The sequence below is a fragment of the Bacteroides graminisolvens genome, assembly GCF_963666085.1.
Taxonomy (GTDB): domain Bacteria; phylum Bacteroidota; class Bacteroidia; order Bacteroidales; family Bacteroidaceae; genus Bacteroides; species Bacteroides graminisolvens.
Window position 1 is genome coordinate 2911336 of the sequence record NZ_OY762556.1, and the last position, 19814, is coordinate 2931149.

Genomic DNA, 19814 nt, shown 5'->3' on the forward strand with positions numbered 1-19814 from the left:
CAAAATTTATTCGGCGTTGTTTTCTAAATACAATTTAATTTTCTTTGCTAATGATTGTTTAGCCCTAAATAATTGAGAAGCTGATGATTTCTCATTGATACTTAAAAGCTGAGCAATTTCCTTATGTGATTTTTCTTCGAAAGTATACAGATTAAATACAGTTCTATACCCTTCAGGTAATTCAGAAATGAATCTCATCAAAACAGTATTAGGTATTCGCTCTACATCTTCAACATCTGGTTCTTCTGCGTCAAATGATTCATTTACATCATCAATATTAACTGCTAAACTCATTACATCATTTTTGCGTAAATGTTGCAGGGCAGTATTAACCATTATTCTTTCAATCCAAGCTCTTAAAGAACCCTCTCCCCTCCAAGTAAATTTATCAAATGAACCATATATTTTAATAAACCCGTCATGCAAAACATCCTGAGCCGTTTCTCTGTCATTCACGTAACGCAAACAGATTGCAAATAACCTGCCTCCATAACGCTCATACAGTTCCTTGCGAGCCAAGTTATTACCTTGCCTGCACTTTTCTACCAGCTCATATTCTTCCATTCCTTGAAACACGTGTTTATCAAATAAATGCCAACTCACTAAAAATACTGCATGCGAACAGAATATCTTCTTCTTTTTTACAATATTTAATATTTTCAGATGCAATAACAGCGAAGTTAGAGCATTTTACAAACAAAAGAAAAAAATAATGTATTAATTAGATTGATAGAAGTTATGAAAAAGGTAAAATGGATATTATTTAGTTTTCTATTGATTGGTGGTTCATTATTATTGCAATCGTGCTTGGACGATGATGATAATAATGATTATAATTCTCTGGCAATAACAACAATAAAAGTGAAGGCCGGGCAAGATTATTATTTTGCTTTGGATGATGGAAAAAAGATGTTACCAGGAGATACTACTTCCATTCATAATTACCTCGTAAAAGATGGACAAAGAGCTTTTGTTTATTTCAATCTTCTTGAAGAAAAAAAAGAAGGCTATGATTATAATGCGAAGGTTCAATATATAGAAAACATCTTAACTAAGAGTGTAATACCAATGGATGAACAAACCACCGATAGCATTGGTGATGATCGGATTAATATAGTTGATATGTGGTTAGGCGGTGGCTATCTTAATATTGAGTTTCAATTGTTTGGTACTCAAAACATTCAAAAGAAACACATGCTTAACTTAGTTAGGAATGAAAGGCAAGATGCCCCTCAAGAAGATGCCGATTATATTAATCTGGAGTTTAGGCACAATGCATACGATGATACTCCGGCATATTTAGGAAATGGATTTGTATGTTTCAAACTTGACAACATTGATACCACCAAAAAAGGATTTAATATTCGGGTTAATACTTTATACAATGGCATAAAGCAATATAAAATAAATATGGATACTAGCACAGCAGCATTAAATGCTTCATTAAAAGCATATACAGAACAAACTATTCCTATAAAATAAGATACAATCTCAATAATTTTCCTAGATCTTAATTCAAGGAGGATGTACGCTACGAAGCAATCATCCTCCTTTCTTACTAATTATACAATATATTGCAACGCTTGCAAGTTTAGCATTTCTTTCGGCACTGCTGCAAGTATTTCTTTTCTAAGAACATCGAGTATACTATTTCTGATAAAGCCTTTTTTAGTCACTACAACAATTTGACGAGTTGGACGAGGTACTGCAAATGAACGAACAAGCTCCTTTTGCTTTTCACCCAACTGCAACATTGCCAATTCCGGAATGAAAGTAATTCCTTTGCCGCTTTCAACCATTCGCATAAAAGTTTCCAAACTACCAAGTTTGTATGCCATTTGGTTTAACTTTACAGACTCCATCTGGCAAAAACGAATAAGTTGATCTCTAAAACAATGTCCCTCATCAAGAAGCCAGAGCCTCTCTCCTGTTATATCAGATGTTTTAATCAAATTATGCTTAAATAATGTTTCTTTACGAGATACGTAAGCAAAAAATTGTTCGTAAAATAAAGTCTCACTAACCAAAAGAGTATTTTCAGGGTGATTTGCAATAATAGCAGCATCAAGCTCTTCATTTAATAAAGATCTTCGAATATCCGTTGTTTTCATTTCCGTAACGCGGATATCCATTTCGGGATATTTTTCCATTAATTGAGGGAAAAAACGAGGCAATAAATAAGGAGCAATAGTTGGTAATACGCCTAAATGAAAAGTACCCGATAAAGAATGCTGTTCTTCGTTGATTATTTCTTTTACATGAGTAGTCTGTGCTAAAATCATTCTGGCCTGCTCTAGTACCTTTATCCCTATTGCAGTAGGGCAAACTGGCTGAGTAGTTCTGTCAAAGAGCTTAACACCAAGCTCTTCCTCTAGCTTTTGTATCATCGCACTGAGTGTAGGCTGAGTTACATTGCAATACTCTGCAGCCTTAGCAAAGTGGCGAAATTGATCCACAGCTAAAATGTATTCAAGTTGTTGAATCGTCATGCTTATTTAGATTTAATCTATAAATAAATTCTATGCAAAGATAGAAAAATAGAATTTTCAAGAAACATATAATGGAGTAACTTTGTTTTCAATTCAACAGAAAGAAGTGTAATTTATAAAATTATTTATTATGAAGACCTTAAGTTATACCAAATTAAATGAAAAAGAAGTGAACAATGTTATTGCTTCCTTGCAGCAGTTATTAGCCGATTTTCAGGTTTACTACACAAATTTAAGAGGGTTTCATTGGAATATCAAAGGACATGCATTTTTTATTCTACACTCTAAATTCGAAGAAATTTATAATGATGCAGCCGAAAAAATAGATGAGATAGCCGAGCGAATATTGATGTTGGGTGGTACGCCCTACAATAAATTTAGTGATTACCTGAAGATTGCAAAAGTGAAAGAAGTAGATGGAGTATATACTGCTGACGCATCTTTACATGTTGTTTTAGAAACATTAAGCCATTTGATTGCGGAAGAAAGAAAGATTTTATCGCTAGCATCCAATGTAAAAGATGAAGTTACCGTAGCCCTAATGAGTGATTATTTAAAAGAACAAGAAAAAGTGGTATGGATGCTAACTGCATATACCTATAAATAAATTTAATAGACTCTTAATGAGTTTACCTTCACGCAAAAGTTTTTAGTAATTTTTGCGTGATTTCTTTTTATATATATACTTTTGTACGGCTATATAATAGATTTTAAAATGGATATTCTGCTTATTGAAGATGATTTACGTATGGCTGAACTAATCAGTAGAAGGTAACGGGATCGGTTTATATCTCACACAAAAAATAATTGCTCTACATCTTGGACAAATAGAACTAACATCATTAAATCAAATAACTTCCTTTAAAACAAAACTTCCAATGTTTGAAGGCTAGGTATAAAAAAGACGGCACCTCGATTCTCATCGCTGTACCGCCACAACACAAACACAAAATAAAACACGACAAAACTACTATGCAATCTTACCTGTTTATGCCGGAGAGGCATAAGTAACCATCATAAATATTCACATACAAATAATTAGTTCAGGTTGACTTGCAATTATAAAACACTTAACCTTCACATTTGTTCGAATATAATAAGTTAAAATGAAAGAAAATAATTATTTAACTTTTATTAGTATTGACATTATTGAATACCTCTTTCTCTTAGTTTCAATTGCCACGCCCACGCAGACTTTAAAGTCTCTTCAATAGATATTTCAGCTTTCCATCCCAATTCATTATTTGCATAATCAGGATTTGCCCATACCTTTTCAATATCTCCGGCGCGTCTTCCTACAATCTCATAATTCAATTTAACTCCCGTAGATTTTTCAAATAGGTTGATTAGTTCAAGCACAGATAATCCTCTTCCAGTGCCTATATTGAAAGTTTCAACTGCTTGTTTTTGCTTCTTATCAAGAATGCGTTCAATAGCAGTAACATGTGCTTTAGCTAAATCAACTACATTGATAAAGTCTCTGATGCATGAGCCATCAGGCGTATTGTAATCGTTTCCAAATACACTTAGTTTCTCACGTATTCCAATGGCTGTTTGAGTAAGGAAAGGTATCAAGTTTTGAGGCACACCATTGGGCAGTTCACCCAATAATGCGGTTTGATGTGCTCCTATCGGATTAAAATAACGCAATAGAATAGCACTAATAGGACTACCCGATTTTATTGTGTCACAAATAATTTCTTCATTAACTTGTTTGGTATTACCGTAAGGCGACTCAGCCTTTTTAATAGGAGCTTTCTCGGTTACGGGAAGTTCATCCGGTTGCCCATAAACGGTACATGAAGATGAAAAAACAATGCCTTCCACACCATGTTGAGGCATCAACTCCAAAATATTAATTAAAGAGAGTAAATTATTGCGGTAATATAATAATGGCTTTTGAACTGACTCACCAACTGCTTTACTTGCTGCGAAATGAATAATTGCCTTAATTCCTTTGTGTTTGGCAAAAACAGTATTCAATCCTTCATAATCTAAGCAATCAAGTTCTTCAAAAATAGGTCTTACTCCTGATACTTTTTCTATATTATCAACAACATCGGCACTAGAATTTGATAGATTATCAATTATAACAACTTCATAACCACTGTTTTGCAATTCTACTACTGTGTGTGAACCAATATATCCAGTACCACCTGTAACCAATATTTTCTGTTTCATTTTGTTGAGTAATTAATTCATAATAAGATTTCGTTCACAAAAGTAGAGAAATAATTCAAAACCGTGTTATTATTACATAGAAATAATTCTATAAATAAAAAAACGCTTGAGATAAGGCCCAAGCGTTTTTTTATTTATGATATAAAGACAAATGTGCTATACTACACCCGAGAATCCCATAAATGCCATAGCCAATAGACCTGCAGTTATCAAAGCAATCGGAGTACCTTCCATACCTTTAGGAATACGAACCAAGCTCATTTGCTCTCTTAAGCCAGCAAACAAAACTAATGCAAGTCCGAATCCTAAGGCGGTTGAGAATGCATAAACTACTCCTGTCAGAAGATTGAAATCTTTTTGTATTACTAAAATGGCAACTCCCAAGATACAGCAGTTGGTAGTAATCAAGGGTAAGAAAACTCCCAAAGCCTGATACAAGGCAGGAGACACTTTCTTTAAAATGATTTCAACCATTTGAACTAAAGCAGCAATGACTAATATAAAAGTAATTGTCTGCAAATAACCTAGTCCAAATGCATCTAACACGTATTTTTGAATCAAGAAAGTAACAATTGTGGCAATTGTTAGCACAAAAGCTACAGCTGCCGACATACCCAAGGCTGTTTCTACTTTTTTAGAAACACCTAAGAACGGGCAAATGCCTAAGAACTGTGACAATACGATATTATTAACGAATACCGCAGAGATAAATATTAATATATATTCCATAATTCGTTCTCTTTTACGTTATGCTTTTTTAAAACTATTAATCAGAGCAATTAAATACCCTAAGGCAATAAAAGCTCCAGGTGCCAACACAAAGACCAACATGCCATATTCTTCTGGAAGAATACTTAAATTAAAGATCTTGCCCGTTCCTAAAAACTCCCTAACAGCTCCCAAAAGAGTTAACGCAATAGTAAATCCTAAGCCCATACCCAAACCATCAAATAAAGAGGCTAACGGATTGTTTTTTGCTGCAAAAGCTTCAGCACGGCCAAGCAATATACAATTCACAACAATCAATGGGATAAACAAACCTAAAGTGGCATATAAAGCCGGAACAAAAGCTTGCATAACCATTTGCAATAACGTAACAAAAGAAGCAATCACAACCACAAAAGCAGGAATACGAACCATGTCCGGGATGAGATTCTTGATACTTGAAATAACGACATTTGAGCAGATAAGAACAAATGCTGTTGCCAATCCCATTCCCATACCATTAATAGCAGAAGAAGTCGTACCTAATGTAGGACACATACCGAGTAAGAGTACAAATGTTGGGTTCTCTTTTACGATACCATTCATTAAAACTTTAAAGTTATTCATATAATCTCCCCCTTATTAATTAGCACTGACTGAATCAGTATATTCAACATGTTGTGTCGCTCCCGTAGTGGCATTTGTATCACTATCTTGAGTATTACCTTTGTAGGCAGAATAAGCAGCATTTACCGCATTTAAGAAGGCACGAGATGTAATAGTAGAAGCCGTGATAGCATCAACTTGTCCACCGTCTTTGCTTACTGCTAACGGTGTTTCGCCGGGGTTAAGTCCTTTAATACTTCCTTTATTCCCTTCTTTAAACCAATCAGCAGCCTTTGAGCCTAATCCCGGAGTTTCAGCATGCGCTAACAATGAGTAATTATAGATTTTGCCGTCGGCATCAAATCCTACCAAAATTTTCAGTTCGCCACCAAATCCCATTGATTTAGCTTCAACAGCCGTACCGACTGTTTCTTCGCCATTCTTTGCCGGATAAATAATAAAATCAACGATCTTTTTCCCATCCTTTTCACTGAATATGGTATCACATTCGGCTACAGGATTATTTGTAAACGCGGGCACCACACTTTTTAAAGCTTCATTCAGAGTCTTTGCATTTGCTTGAGCAATAGGTTCTTTGGTCAGTTCATTCACGTACGCCAAAAGAGCAACAGAAACTCCTGTTACAGCTGTTAGTACAAGCAACATATTTTTTAATGATGATTCTAACTTCTTCATTTTGTCTTAGCTACCTCCCCGAAGCGTTTTGGTTTACAATACGTATTAATTAGTGGTGTAAATGCATTCATAATAAGAATTGCAAAAGACATACCTTCGGGGTATGCACCAAACAAGCGGATAATGACAGTGAGTAATCCAATGCAAACACCATAAATCAACATTCCTTTGTGACTCATCGGTGATGTAACGTAGTCTGTTGCCATAAAAATAGCTCCTAGTAACAAACCACCCGATATTAGTTGAATTACCGGTGATACATATATTTGCGGATTAACAAGATACATTATTCCTGAGAAAACAAATACAGTTACCAAAATCGATACCGGCACGTGCCAAGTTATGATCTTCTTCATCAACATATAAACTAGCCCTATTAATAAAGCTGCTGCACTTACTTCTCCTATACAACCTCCATTATTACCAATGAATAAATTAAAGGAATCGGGTAGTTGATCAAGAGAATAGCCGGGAGCTCCTTTGATTACACCTTTCATAATAGATAACGGAGTTGCTGCAGTTTCTGCATCAATGTAAGAAGACAGTTGACCAACTTTAGGCCAGGTAGTCATTTGCACAGGAAATGAGAGTAATAAGAATACGCGTCCCGCCAAAGCCGGATTAAACGGATTATTTCCTAAACCGCCAAAAGACATTTTTCCAACTCCAATTGCAAAAAGAGCACCAATGACGATAATCCATACCGGTAAATTTGAAGGCAAATTAAATGCCAGTAAAACACCTGTTATTGCAGCAGAACCATCGAGGATGGAATTACCTGAACGTTTCATTATAAAACGAGCTATAGCCCATTCAAAAAACAAACAAGCTGCAACTGAGGTCAGCGTTACAATTAACGCTCCTAAACCAAAATAGATTAGCGATACGACAAATGCAGGCAGCAAAGCAATCAGCACACCATACATGTTTTTCTCAACACTGTCACCACTATGTACATGCGGAGAAAGAGATACTAATAATTTATTATCCATAAAATCTTAATTATTTAGCCTGACGTGCGCGAATCATTGCACCAACTTTTGATTTTCCTAAACGACAATAATCCAATAAAGGACGATAAGCCGGACAGGTAAACTGGCACGAACCACATTCAATACAATCCATAATTCTTTCCTTTTCCATTCTCTCAAAATCCTTGTTCTCTGCTAAAGCTCCTAACAAAAAAGGTTCAAGCCCCATCGGACATACGCTTACACATTTTGAACAACGAATACAATTGCGTTCTTCACCACGCTTGGCCTCTTTTTTATTCATTATAAGAATACCTGAGCTTCCTTTGGCTGTAGGCACGTCTGTGTTCACAAGTGCTTTACCCATCATAGGACCTCCACCGATAATTTTACCGGTATCTTCAGGCAATCCGCCACAAGCATCAATTAACTGGCTCATTGGCGTACCAATTCTAGCCATGAAGTTTGAGGGCTTCTGAAGAGATTTCCCTGTTACTGTAATAACACGCTCTAGTAATGGTTTATTCTTTTGAACAGCTTCATACACAGCGAAAGCAGTCCCAACGTTTTGAACAACTGCACCTGTTGCAATAGGCAATGCTCCACTAGGAACCTGACGTGCTATGATAGCGTCAATCAATTGCTTCTCACCTCCCTGAGGGTATTTAACCTTTAAAGGAACTACACTGATTCCTGCGTAGGTTGATGCAACCTTGGTCATCAGCTCAATGGCGTCAGGTTTGTTATTCTCAATTCCAATGAATGCTTTATTTACTTTAATAGCTTTCATTAAGATAGAAACGCCAACCATAATTTCTTCTGCACGTTCCAACATCAGTTGATGGTCGGCAGTCAAATAAGGTTCGCACTCTACCGCATTAATAATAAGACATTCAGCAGTAAATGATGGAGGAGGACAAAGTTTTACTTGAGTTGGGAAACAAGCGCCGCCCAGACCAACAATACCTGCATCTGCTATTTTCTTCACAATTTCTTCAGACGAGAGTGAGCATTCTTTTATCAGTGTTGTGTCACGATCAATAGATTCTTCCCATTCATCACCTTCCACATCTATAAAAATAGCAGGTTTTGCATAGCCACTAGCATCAATAACCGAATCTATTTTTGCAATCTTTCCACTAACAGAAGAATGGATAGCTGCAGAAACAAATCCGTTTGCATCTGCTATTTTTGTACCCACTTTAACCATATCTCCTTTTGCGACAATTGGTTTTGCAGGAGCACCGATGTGTTGACCAAGCAAAATAATTGCTTTTGCAGGAACATCTGCTGCAACAATGGGTTGATGCGCTGAAAGTTTATTTTCTTGCGGATGAACACCGCCAATTGAAAATGTCTTCAACATACATTATGTATTTTATCAGTTTATATTCTGTTTATTATGCTTCAGCTACCGGAGCAGTTTCAACTGCCTCTTGTTTAGGCTTACGAGGAGGAAAGTTAACCTCAATGATTGTACTCTGAGGGCAGACTTCCACGCACTTACGGCAAGATTTGCACTTGTTGTAATCAATGTAAGCCAAATTGCTGGTCACTGTGATAGCTTCGTAAGGACAGGCTTTCACGCATTTACTGCATCCAATACATCCTACATCACAAGCTTTACGAGTTAAAGCACCCTTATCCTTGTTAACGCAAGATACATACACACGGCGTGATTTTTTACCTTTTGCACGAAGTTCAATAATAGATTTAGGACAAGCTTTAACGCACGCATTACAAGCAGTACACTTATCCTCATCTACTTCAGGAAGTCCGGTTTCAGGGTTCATGTGTATCGCATCAAACTGGCAAGCTTCCACACAATCGCCACAACCTAAACAACCGTAACTGCAACCGGTCTCTCCTCCATAAAGAGAAGCGGCAATAGCACAACTCATCGGACCATCGTAGGTATTCAAACGAGGGCGATGTTCGCAGCTTCCGTTACATCTAACCACAGCTACCATTGGATCAGAGGCCTCTGCATCCATACCGAGTATAGACGCAACCTGTCCCATTACTGACTGACCGCCAACCGGGCAATACTTACCCTCTAAAGTCTCTGCTTTTACACATGCATCAGCAAAAGCACTACAACCCGGGTAACCACAACCTCCACAATTAGCTTGAGGTAAAACCTCTCCAACTTTAGCAATACGTGGATCTTCATACACGGCAAATTTCTTAGAAGCTACAAATAATATTGCTGCTGAAATAAGCGCAATAGCCCCCAAAGAAATCACTGCTATCAGAATCAAATTCATAAATTAGTTATTTTATTGGTTTTATAGTAAATGAAAAATGTTTTTTCATTTTAGCCTTGCTTACCCATAATATTAGGTAATAAGGAACAAGAAGTATGAATGAAACGGCAGATGATAAAAGTTCATTGCCACCTGATAAAGACATCGTTGAAAATAAAGAGATTATAAGAATCAGAAAAGGTAAAATGAAAGCCCACAGCACAGCCATCATTCCCATTGATGTCTGCCCTGTAATTTCTACAAAGTCGCCAACATTATAATTCATTGAATCATAATCAGTCACTTCTATTGTCTTCTCTTTGCTTTCTGAAGAAGAACAATACCCCCTGGCACTGCACGAAGCACAACCTGTAGTTTGGACAATTCTCACAAAGATTTGAGAACCGATTATGTTTTCCACAATACCTTGATGTTTAATAGTATCCGCCATTTTTGCAAACTCAACATTACAAATTGCGGCAAATTTAAGCATAATTTATAAACTACGAAGCTTTCTACTGTTTTTTATATGGTATAAAATGCCTTTTTTGAATGCTCAAACAAACCAATTTTTACACCATTCTATATCATTGGAAAAGAATATTAATCGTATAAACTTCAATTTATCATTCAGCTAACGGAATAAAATACAAAAGAAAAGAAAAACAGCTTTATTTGCAACAATATACAAAAAGCGAAGACGCCTTCAGAAACTATATAGAAACAGTTTTCTGAAGGCGCCTTCGCCTGAGACTGAACTTAATTACCAGGTGTAATTAATACCAAAGCTTAAAAGCTCTTTCAGTTGAAAGTAACTAGATCCTTCACTGCGTGTAGAACTATCGTCATAACGAGCATGCACAAACAGCTTTGTAGAAAGATAACGGTTCAACACAAAATTAAATGTGTTCTCCCATTCTGCTTCCACCTTCTGATAATTAGAAAAATAATATAAGCGCGAATTCAGAGTTATCGAAGGAATTATTGTCCAGGCCAGTGTGGTTTCAACTTTAGAACCGATAACATGCAAAGTTGACTTTCCTTCATCCAAACCAAATTTTGTTTCATCAACTTTCTTATCACCAACATAACGGAGGTTATATGAAACAGGAGACATTAAGACAGACAAATTTAGTTTTTTATTTTTCAATTTATAGTCCATACCGACACTGAATATAAAATTAGCCGGTGACATGAATGAAGATACAACATTATTGGTGTTTGTTTTATAATTCTTCCAAAATTGGGTGTTAAACTCGGAAGAAATAGTATAATACCACTTCGAAGCCGCCTGAATACCTAATTTACTATATAAACGAAGCACATCCGTATTAATTCTATATTCTCTGACTGTATCCGAAGGAACCGTGTTAAATCCCATTTTTATTTCCATCAGGTTTTCAAACTGCACCTTCTCCTTATCATTATAATTAGCGTAGAGCTGCAGGTTACCCAAAACAGAATTAGTACTTTCTCCACCTTTGTACCAGTTATCAGAAATATAGTTTTGAGTTATTTGAAGCGAGCCGCTACCACCTGTAACCCACCAATTAGGTTTACGAATAACCACTTGAGCTTTCCCAACATCTTCTTTAACCTCCTCGGGTTTGAAAAGTTTCATCACTCGCGTTTCAGATGACATTTTAACGGGAATGTCTTCACGGAACAAACGGCGGCTCCTTATTTGATCTTCTGTTGTTACTACAAGATCCGGCCTGCTAACGTACAGGTTTAACAGCACTTTATTAACCTGTTTATTCGTTCGAGCCGTTTTATTGAACAACTTATCATTGTATGATAGCAATCCGCTACCTATGGACTGAACAGAATCGGGCATTTGAAAACTCCAATTCATCTCAGATGCTTGTTTGATGGGAGCATAATAATAAGCTATTGGAACAAACAACTGATAATAGTCCGGATCAGATTCAATATACCTCATGGGAACCGTATCATTATTCAATGAATCAAGTTGCCCAAAATAATGCTGATACAATAAGCTGGGAACTGTATCAACATGATTTTTGTCTGTGTTGTGATTTACACGTGTTCTACCATTTCTAGCTGACCTTTGAGCATCTGCCGGTGATAGAAATAATACCAATAAGATCAAAAATGCATAAAGTTTCCTCATACGAATTCATGTTTGAACAGCAAAAATACACTAAAATCCGGTGAATAACAAAATAAAAATCACATCCGGAGCAATTCTATCTGTAAAATGCAAAAATCAATAATTTGTTTAGCTAAAGCCTATGTACTTCCTCTTTTTTTTCTAATTTTGCATTTTTAAGCCAACTTACAGTATATAACAATTAAAATATAAAACAGTACAACTGTGGGAGAAACAAAGTACATTTTCGTGACCGGTGGTGTTGCCTCTTCTCTTGGAAAAGGAATTATATCATCTTCCATCGGTAAATTGCTTCAAGCAAGAGGTTACAAAGTAACCATTCAAAAGTTTGACCCGTATATCAATATTGATCCGGGAACATTGAACCCTTACGAGCACGGAGAATGCTATGTTACGGTAGATGGTCACGAGGCCGACCTTGACCTGGGACACTACGAACGTTTTTTGGGCATTCAAACAACAAAGGCGAACAACATTACTACTGGCCGCATTTATAAAAGCGTCATAGATAAAGAACGAAGAGGTGATTTTCTGGGTAAAACAATTCAAGTGATACCACATATTACCGACGAAATTAAACGCAACGTAAAATTACTTGGTAACAAGTACAAGTTTGACTTTGTTATTACTGAAATAGGTGGAACTGTGGGTGATATTGAATCATTGCCATATCTTGAAAGCATCCGTCAGTTAAAATGGGAACTCGGTCAGAATGCTTTATGCGTACACCTTACCTACGTGCCTTTCTTAGCTGCTGCCGGTGAATTAAAGACCAAACCTACTCAACACTCCGTAAAAGAGCTACAGTCATTAGGCGTACAGCCGGATGTTTTGGTGCTTAGAACAGAGCACAACTTAAACATGTCTTTGCGTAAGAAAGTGGCATTATTCTGTAATGTGGCCGAAGAAGCTGTTGTGCAATCCATTGATGCTTCTACTATATATGAAGTTCCCTTGTTGATGCAAGATCAAGGTCTTGACGAAACTATTCTTAAGAAAATGGGATTGCCAACCGGCGAAAAGCCAAATCTAGAGCCTTGGAAAGAGTTCTTGAAGAGAAGATCCCAAGCTACAGATGAAGTGAAAATAGCTTTGGTCGGTAAGTATGTTGAATTGCAAGACGCTTACAAATCCATATTGGAATCACTCTCGCAGGCTGCCACCTACAATGATCATAAATTGAAGATTGAATATGTGCAGTCCGAACAACTCACAGAGGCTAATGTTGATGAAAAGCTGGGTCATGTTAATGGCGTAGTTATATGCCCGGGCTTTGGTTCCAGAGGTATTGAAGGAAAATTTGTTGCAGCCAAATACACTCGTGAACATGACATTCCCACTTTCGGTATTTGTTTAGGCATGCAATGCATTGCCATTGAGTTTGCCCGCAACGTATTGGGTTACCCAGATGCCAATTCCGTTGAATTCAATGAAAAGACTCCTCACAACATTATTGATATTATGGAAGAACAAAAAGCCATAACCAATATGGGAGGAACGATGCGTCTGGGAGCTTTTGAATGTATCATTAATAAGAATTCCAAAGCCTATCAGGCTTACAAACAGGAACACATACAAGAACGCCATCGCCATCGTTATGAATTTAACAATGACTACCGCAAGCAATTTGAAGACAACGGCATGAAATGTGTAGGAGTCAATCCGGAATCTGATTTGGTTGAGATTGTGGAAATTCCAGCACTGAAATGGTACATTGGTACTCAGTTCCATCCGGAATACAGTAGCACAGTGCTTAATCCGCATCCGCTATTTATTTCCTTTATCAAAGCTGCTATTGGTAAATAAAAGGTTTCTAACAATTATTATATAAACAAATTTATGGACAAAAACACCGTAACAGGTCTGGTTTTAATAGGTATATTACTAATTGGATTCAGTTATTTCAGTCGTCCCAGTGATGAAGAACAAGCTGCCATGCAGCGATACAATGATTCTATCACCGTAGTAAAGCAGCAGGAAGCCGCATTGGAAGCTAAAAAAACAGCAGCTCTGGCAAATGAAACCCAGAAGGTGAATACAGCCGATTCCAATTCCGTTTTCTTTCAATCAGCCAATGGCAGTGAACAAGTTACGACTATTGAGAATAATTTGATTAAGCTGTCAGTGACTAATAAGGGAGGATACGTTAATTCGGTTCTTTTGAAGAATTACAAAGGACAAGACAAACAACCGCTGGTTCTTTTTAAAGAAAACGATGCGACTCTTAACTTTAACTTCTATAATAAGGAAGAGGTTATACAATCAAAAGACTATTACTTCCAAGCGATAAACCAAACAGATAGTACGCTTACTATGCGTTTGGCTGCTGATAGCACAAGTTACATAGACTTTGTGTACAAACTACACAACGACAGCTATATGGTAGACTTTTCTATTCAGGCAACAGGCATGCAAGGAAAGTTAGCCAGTACAAACTATGTCGACATTCAGTGGGCACAGCGCGCGCGTCAATTAGAGAAAGGCTTTACGTATGAAAACCGTCTATCTGAACTTACATTCAAGTATTCGGGTGATAATTCCGATTACCTTTCGGCATCTAAAGACGAAGAAAAGTCTGTTCCTGAAAGACTTGACTGGATCGGTTATAAAAATCAGTTTTTCTCTTCGGTGCTGATAGCCGATAAAGATTTTGAGAAAAGTGTATTAAAGACAAAGATAGAGACACAAGGAAGCGGATACATCAAAAACTATGCTTCAGAGATGAGCACATTCTTTGATCCGAACGGCTCTGCTCCTACTGCTCTTCATTTTTATTACGGTCCTAACCACTACAAAACTCTTAAAGCCTTTGATAAAGACAGAGACGATAAGCTGGAACTCGATAACTTAGTTTATCTGGGATGGCCTGTTGTACGATCAATAAACAAATGGTTTACTATCAACATCTTCGACTGGTTGTCAAGCTGGGGATTAAGCATGGGCATTGTATTATTACTGATGACAATTATTGTAAAAGTGGTTGTATTCCCTGCTACATGGAAAACGTATATTTCATCTGCCAAGATGCGAGTTCTAAGACCTCAGGTGGAAGAAATAAATAAGAAATACCCCAAGCAGGAAGACGCCATGAAGAAACAGCAGGAAGTCATGTCACTCTATAGCCAATACGGCGTAAGTCCCATGGGCGGATGCTTACCTATGTTGCTTCAATTCCCAATTTTAATGGCACTCTTCATGTTTGTACCAAGCGCTATTGAGCTTCGTCAGGAAAGTTTTCTTTGGGCAGATGACCTTTCAACGTATGATGCCATTGTGACGTTCCCCTTCCACATTCCGTTCTTGGGCAATCACTTGAGCTTATTCTGTATTTTGATGACGGTAACTAATATTTTGAATACTAAGTTTACCATGTCACAACAAGATACCGGACAGCAACAAATGGCTGCAATGAAGTGGATGATGTACCTTATGCCGGTTATGTTCCTATTCGTATTGAACGACTACCCCGCCGGTTTGAACTATTACTACTTCATCTCTACCCTAATCAGTGTAGTAACCATGATTGTTTTGCGTAGAGTAACGAGTGAAGACAAGCTGTTGGCTCAACTGGAAGTCAAAAAAGCAAAGCCCAAGAAGAAATCAGGTTTTGCTGCTCGTTTGGAACAGATGCAGAAACAACAGGAACAAATAATGAAAGACCGTCCCAAAGGCAAAAAGTAAAACTTTGGAATTTGATTTGATATTTTTCAGCTAACGATAAACTCCGCCTCGCAATGATTGCCCGGCGGAGTTTTTTTATTGCTTTGAAAATAATCGTATCTTTACGGCATGACAATTATAAAACGAATTATTAATATGAAATCTGCAAACCTAATGATTATGTCGGCAGCCATGGCACTAGCCACAAGCACAGCTGATGCGGCGAATGCAAGTCAGGAACTGATTGGAAAGTCGGAAGTCCGCATCACCGACGGGCGTATGACTCCCGAAGCACTCTGGGCTATGGGCCGTATGGGCGGTGTATCCGTATCGCCCGATAACAAAAAAGTAGTGTATACGGTAGCTTATTATAGCGTTCCGCAAAACAAAAGTAACCGTGAGATATTCATCATGAATGCCGACGGCAGTGGACAACAGCAGCTCACAGCTACTCCTTTTTCGGAAAACGAAGCAACCTTTATTAAAGGAGGAAGCAAAATTGCTTTTCTCAGTTCAGAGAGCGGAAGCAGTCAGCTTTGGGAAATGGACCTCGACGGCACGAACCGGAAGCAATTGTCTCAATACGATGGAGATGTAGAAGGCTTCTCTTTCTCACCTGACGGAAAGAAAGTTCTTTTTATTGCTCAGGTAAAAACCGTTCCGAGCACAGCCGATAAATACCCCGACCTGCCAAAAGCTTCAGGAGTTGTAGTGAACGACCTCATGTATAAGCATTGGGATGAATGGGTTACAACCGCTCCACATCCTTTCGTTGCCGATTTTGACGGCTCTTCTTTGAGCAATGTAACCGACATCATGCAAGGAGAACCTTATGAAAGTCCCATGAAACCCTTTGGCGGCATGGAACAGCTGACATGGAACACCACTTCCGACAAGATCGCTTACACCAGTCGCAAGAAGACAGGCAAAGAATATGCCGTTTCTACCAATTCAGACATCTACGTGTACGACCTGCAAACAAAAAAGACGGTTAACATAACCGAAGGTATGATGGGTTATGACACCAATCCGCAATATTCGCCCGACGGAAAGAGCATTGCTTGGTTAAGCATGGAACGCGACGGATACGAAGCCGACCTCAATCGTCTCTTCGTTATGAACCTGGAAACCGGAGAAAAACGCTTTGTCAGTCAGGCATTTGAATCCAACGTTGACGGTTTCTGCTGGAACACCGATAGTAAAAGTATTTATTTCACCGGAGTTTGGCACGCCACTTCACAAATTTACTCAGTCAACCTGAAAGACAATTCCATCAAGGCACTCACAAGCGGTCAGCACGATTATGCTTCCATCGCACTCTGCGGAAAGAAACTTATTGCGACAAGACACTCCATGAGCATGCCCGATGACATTTATGCTGTCGATTTAAAAGGAAAAGCAACCCAGCTGACCTTCGAAAACAAGCACATAACCGACCAAATTGAAATGGGCAAGGTAGAAGAACGTTGGATGACAACAACCGACGGCAAGCGCATGTTGACATGGGTTATCTATCCCCCTAAGTTCGATCCGACTAAAAAACACCCCACCCTGCTCTACTGTCAGGGAGGTCCGCAAAGCGCAGTCAGCCAATTCTGGTCATATAGATGGAACTTGCAGATCATGGCTTCCAACGATTACATTATTGTTGCCCCCAACCGCAGAGGACTGCCCGGATTCGGTAAAGAATGGAACGAACAAATCAGTGGCGATTACGGCGGACAGTGCATGAACGACTACTTCACCGCTATTGACGAAATGGCTAAGGAACCGTTTGTTGATAAAGACAGACTGGGCTGTGTTGGTGCCAGCTTTGGCGGTTTCTCAGTTTACTGGCTGGCCGGTCATCACAACAAACGCTTCAAAGCATTTATTGCACACGACGGTATTTTCAATATGGAAATGCAATACCTCGAAACAGAAGAGATGTGGTTTGCCAACTGGGACATGGGAGGCGCCTATTGGGAAAGAAACAATGCAACAGCGCAACGCACCTTTGCCAATTCTCCCCATCAGTTTGTCGACAAATGGGACACACCCATCCTCTGCATACACGGCGAAAAAGATTATCGCATACTTGCTTCGCAAGGAATGGCAGCATTTAACGCAGCCATATTAAGAGGCGTTCCCGCCCAATTGCTTCTTTATCCGGATGAGAACCATTGGGTTCTTAAACCACAGAACGGCATTTTGTGGCAACGCACCTTCTTCGAATGGTTAGACAAATGGTTAAAAAAATAAGAGCATGAAAATAAATATATTAGTTTGTGATTGGTTTGAAGACATCCTCCCACCTTTTCTTCCAACCTTTCCTACGTTGATATACAACCTTTTCAATCAGGTTGACGCAACAATAGAATACGAATTGTTTGATGTGCAAAAAGGAAATTTACCTCAGCTGAACGGTAATGAGATCAATCTCATTGCCGGCAGTCGGGCCGGCGCCTATGAAAATCTGCCGTGGGTGACTAATTTGCTTGACTTTATCCGCAGCGCCCATCAGGCCAAAGCCAAGCTCGTGGGATTTTGTTTCGGACATCAGGCCATCGCCCAGGCATTGGGTGGCGAAGTGGCTCCCTCCGGTAAAGGATGGGGCACGGGAATCCGATCGTCTCAAGTGATACATCCCAAAGCATTGAAGTACTTCCCTGACGGAAAGATGTACCTTAACTACAACCACAACGATCAGGTAATGCAATTACCACCCGAAGCCGAACTGCTTGCAACGAGTGATTTCTGTCCAAACGAAGCCTTCATGGTGGGCAATCATATTTTGTGTTTTCAGGGACACCCCGAATACACCAAACAATACGCCCAACACGTTCTAGAAAAAGCAAAAGGAAAAGATGCAGAGCTGATTCGGAAAGCGACAGAAAGCCTGCAATTGCAAACTGCACAAGGAGCAACCATAGCCCGTTGGATACTCAACCTCAACTAAATGCGTGCCGATGCACCATAAAAAAGTCCGGCAAAACATACTAAAATGCTTTGCCGGACAACCAACTAAATATAACTAAATTATGAAATCAAGTCTTCTTAATGTGTAGTAGCACTCACTAAAAAAGTTCCAAAAGCAGAAGCCTCTTGCTCTTTATAATGATACAAGCCTGTAATTGGCGTGTAGTTGTAAGGCACAAACTGGAACAATTGCACAACTGAAAACTGATGATCGGCAGAAACCAGCACATCCATTCTCAAATTTCCGCTTGTTTCACTTTTTAAAGCTTTCAAAGAAGAAAAATCCTTCTTATCCAAACCATCCTTCAGTGCATCGAGATGCTTCAAATCAAAATACACACTTTTTTCTTTCACAACACTACCTGTAGGTACGTAAACCATCTGTTTTGATTTCCAGAACAAGCGGAAAACTCCTGTAAGAAACAAAACAGAACCCGCCACCATGGCCATCATGCTTAAAGTTGACGACCTATCGTCCATTCCAAGAATGGAAACAAAACTCAAAACACCTAAAGCCAACATCGTTAATGAGATTCCAATTTTTGACGCACTGGCTTTCTTCGCCACATCGGCGTAAGAGGATGCAAAAATAGTTGCAACCTGAACATTATCTGTCATATAAATACTGTTTAAACGTTATTTAATCAATGATTAAAAAGAGAAAGGTCAACAAAAAAACACGTATTTAAACAGCTAAATCATGATGCGTCTTAACGTATACACATAATAATTGGTGAGTCCTGATACCGTTCGATACGGAGCATGCAGCAGCGCAGGCCATTTGTGCATGAACTCGGACGATTTATGCAGAGACATACATTGAAGAATGCCCCTCAAAGAACCGTGATATTCTACCAGATTTACGCGTTGCAGGCGGGTATCAACGGCATGATAGCCGTCGCAAAAGCCACTGCCCAGTTCAGCATCCGAGAAGTTTGAATGCCTCACCATGTCAATCGTGTAGGTCTTTGAGGTAAATGCGGAAGAGTGATCAGCAGCATGAGCAGCACCGCCTGCTACAGCTTCCGGCTGCAACAAGACAGAACAGTCCACATAGCACACAGCTATAACAGACAGAATAAACAAGGCTACTTTTATCACTCGTACCATAGATGGCTGCAAATATAGTTTTAAATCCGCTTATTTGCTTAAAATCGTTATTTATTTA

At 38.6% G+C, this 19814-nt stretch carries 19 protein-coding genes; 6 read left to right on the top strand and 13 right to left on the bottom strand.

The window, feature by feature from the left end; genetic code table 11:
* Nucleotides 1-6 precede the first annotated feature (6 nt).
* Nucleotides 7-564: an RNA polymerase sigma factor gene (locus ACKPCE_RS12345; protein ID WP_024995635.1), complete on the bottom strand. Its 558-nt coding sequence runs from the start codon at nt 562-564 to the stop codon at nt 7-9.
* Between the two features lie 174 nt (nt 565-738).
* Between ACKPCE_RS12345 and ACKPCE_RS12350 the strand changes: the two genes are divergently transcribed.
* Nucleotides 739-1482 carry a NigD1/NigD2 family lipoprotein gene (locus ACKPCE_RS12350; protein ID WP_319505408.1) on the top strand — a complete coding sequence of 248 codons (744 nt, stop codon included), beginning with the start codon at nt 739-741 and terminating at the stop codon, nt 1480-1482.
* Nucleotides 1483-1562: 80 nt separating this feature from the next.
* Here ACKPCE_RS12350 and ACKPCE_RS12355 read toward each other — a convergent pair whose 3' ends face one another.
* Nucleotides 1563-2489 carry a hydrogen peroxide-inducible genes activator gene (locus tag ACKPCE_RS12355; protein ID WP_319505409.1) on the bottom strand — a complete coding sequence of 309 codons (927 nt, stop codon included), beginning with the start codon at nt 2487-2489 and terminating at the stop codon, nt 1563-1565.
* 130 nt (nt 2490-2619) lie between these two features.
* On the opposite strand from ACKPCE_RS12355, the gene ACKPCE_RS12360 reads away from it, so the two are divergent.
* A complete protein-coding gene (locus ACKPCE_RS12360) occupies nt 2620-3096 on the top strand; it encodes a Dps family protein (RefSeq protein WP_319505410.1) in 477 nt (158 codons plus the stop codon).
* Between the two features lie 539 nt (nt 3097-3635).
* On the opposite strand, the gene galE is transcribed toward ACKPCE_RS12360, so the two are convergent.
* The 9 genes from galE to ACKPCE_RS12405 form a co-directional block, all read right to left on the bottom strand.
* Nucleotides 3636-4670, bottom strand: a complete 1035-nt coding sequence (galE, locus tag ACKPCE_RS12365; RefSeq protein ID WP_319505411.1) for a UDP-glucose 4-epimerase GalE — start codon at nt 4668-4670, stop codon at nt 3636-3638.
* Between the two features lie 156 nt (nt 4671-4826).
* On the bottom strand, nt 4827-5399 hold the full coding sequence (gene rsxA, locus ACKPCE_RS12370; RefSeq protein WP_319505412.1) for an electron transport complex subunit RsxA: 573 nt from the start codon (nt 5397-5399) through the stop codon (nt 4827-4829).
* 18 nt (nt 5400-5417) lie between these two features.
* Nucleotides 5418-6002 carry an electron transport complex subunit RsxE gene (rsxE, locus tag ACKPCE_RS12375; protein ID WP_276963299.1) on the bottom strand — a complete coding sequence of 195 codons (585 nt, stop codon included), beginning with the start codon at nt 6000-6002 and terminating at the stop codon, nt 5418-5420.
* A 15-nt stretch (nt 6003-6017) separates the two neighbouring features.
* A complete protein-coding gene (locus ACKPCE_RS12380; RefSeq protein ID WP_319505413.1) occupies nt 6018-6677 on the bottom strand; it encodes an RnfABCDGE type electron transport complex subunit G in 660 nt (219 codons plus the stop codon).
* Nucleotides 6674-7669, bottom strand: a complete 996-nt coding sequence (locus ACKPCE_RS12385) for an RnfABCDGE type electron transport complex subunit D (RefSeq protein WP_319505414.1) — start codon at nt 7667-7669, stop codon at nt 6674-6676. Before ACKPCE_RS12385 ends, ACKPCE_RS12380 begins: the two co-directional genes overlap by 4 nt.
* A gap of 10 nt (nt 7670-7679) precedes the next feature.
* On the bottom strand, nt 7680-9014 hold the full coding sequence (gene rsxC, locus ACKPCE_RS12390; RefSeq protein ID WP_277638360.1) for an electron transport complex subunit RsxC: 1335 nt from the start codon (nt 9012-9014) through the stop codon (nt 7680-7682).
* A gap of 34 nt (nt 9015-9048) precedes the next feature.
* Nucleotides 9049-9915, bottom strand: coding sequence for a Fe-S cluster domain-containing protein (locus ACKPCE_RS12395; protein ID WP_024995647.1), 867 nt, complete (start codon nt 9913-9915; stop codon nt 9049-9051).
* A 7-nt stretch (nt 9916-9922) separates the two neighbouring features.
* On the bottom strand, nt 9923-10345 hold the full coding sequence (locus tag ACKPCE_RS12400; protein WP_277638547.1) for a SoxR reducing system RseC family protein: 423 nt from the start codon (nt 10343-10345) through the stop codon (nt 9923-9925).
* Nucleotides 10346-10657: 312 nt separating this feature from the next.
* Nucleotides 10658-12028, bottom strand: coding sequence for a DUF3078 domain-containing protein (locus tag ACKPCE_RS12405; RefSeq protein ID WP_319505415.1), 1371 nt, complete (start codon nt 12026-12028; stop codon nt 10658-10660).
* A gap of 204 nt (nt 12029-12232) precedes the next feature.
* On the opposite strand from ACKPCE_RS12405, the gene ACKPCE_RS12410 reads away from it, so the two are divergent.
* From ACKPCE_RS12410 to ACKPCE_RS12425, 4 genes are all read left to right on the top strand, one after another.
* The gene (locus ACKPCE_RS12410) at nt 12233-13834 is read left to right on the top strand and encodes a CTP synthase (protein WP_319505416.1); all 1602 of its coding nucleotides are present in this window, start codon (nt 12233-12235) and stop codon (nt 13832-13834) included.
* A gap of 33 nt (nt 13835-13867) precedes the next feature.
* Nucleotides 13868-15709, top strand: a complete 1842-nt coding sequence (gene yidC, locus ACKPCE_RS12415; protein WP_319505417.1) for a membrane protein insertase YidC — start codon at nt 13868-13870, stop codon at nt 15707-15709.
* Nucleotides 15710-15844: 135 nt separating this feature from the next.
* Nucleotides 15845-17929: a dipeptidyl-peptidase Dpp5 gene (gene dpp5, locus ACKPCE_RS12420; RefSeq protein WP_319505418.1), complete on the top strand. Its 2085-nt coding sequence runs from the start codon at nt 15845-15847 to the stop codon at nt 17927-17929.
* 4 nt (nt 17930-17933) lie between these two features.
* Nucleotides 17934-18626: a glutamine amidotransferase-related protein gene (locus tag ACKPCE_RS12425; RefSeq protein ID WP_319505419.1), complete on the top strand. Its 693-nt coding sequence runs from the start codon at nt 17934-17936 to the stop codon at nt 18624-18626.
* A gap of 98 nt (nt 18627-18724) precedes the next feature.
* Here the strand turns inward: ACKPCE_RS12425 and ACKPCE_RS12430 are convergent, their stop codons facing one another.
* Both ACKPCE_RS12430 and ACKPCE_RS12435 read right to left on the bottom strand, forming a co-directional pair.
* Complete coding sequence (locus tag ACKPCE_RS12430; RefSeq protein WP_319505420.1) at nt 18725-19264, bottom strand: DUF8460 domain-containing protein; 540 nt, start codon at nt 19262-19264, stop codon at nt 18725-18727.
* A 75-nt stretch (nt 19265-19339) separates the two neighbouring features.
* A complete protein-coding gene (locus ACKPCE_RS12435; protein ID WP_319505421.1) occupies nt 19340-19756 on the bottom strand; it encodes a DUF8440 family protein in 417 nt (138 codons plus the stop codon).
* Between the last annotated feature and the right edge of the window lie 58 nt (nt 19757-19814).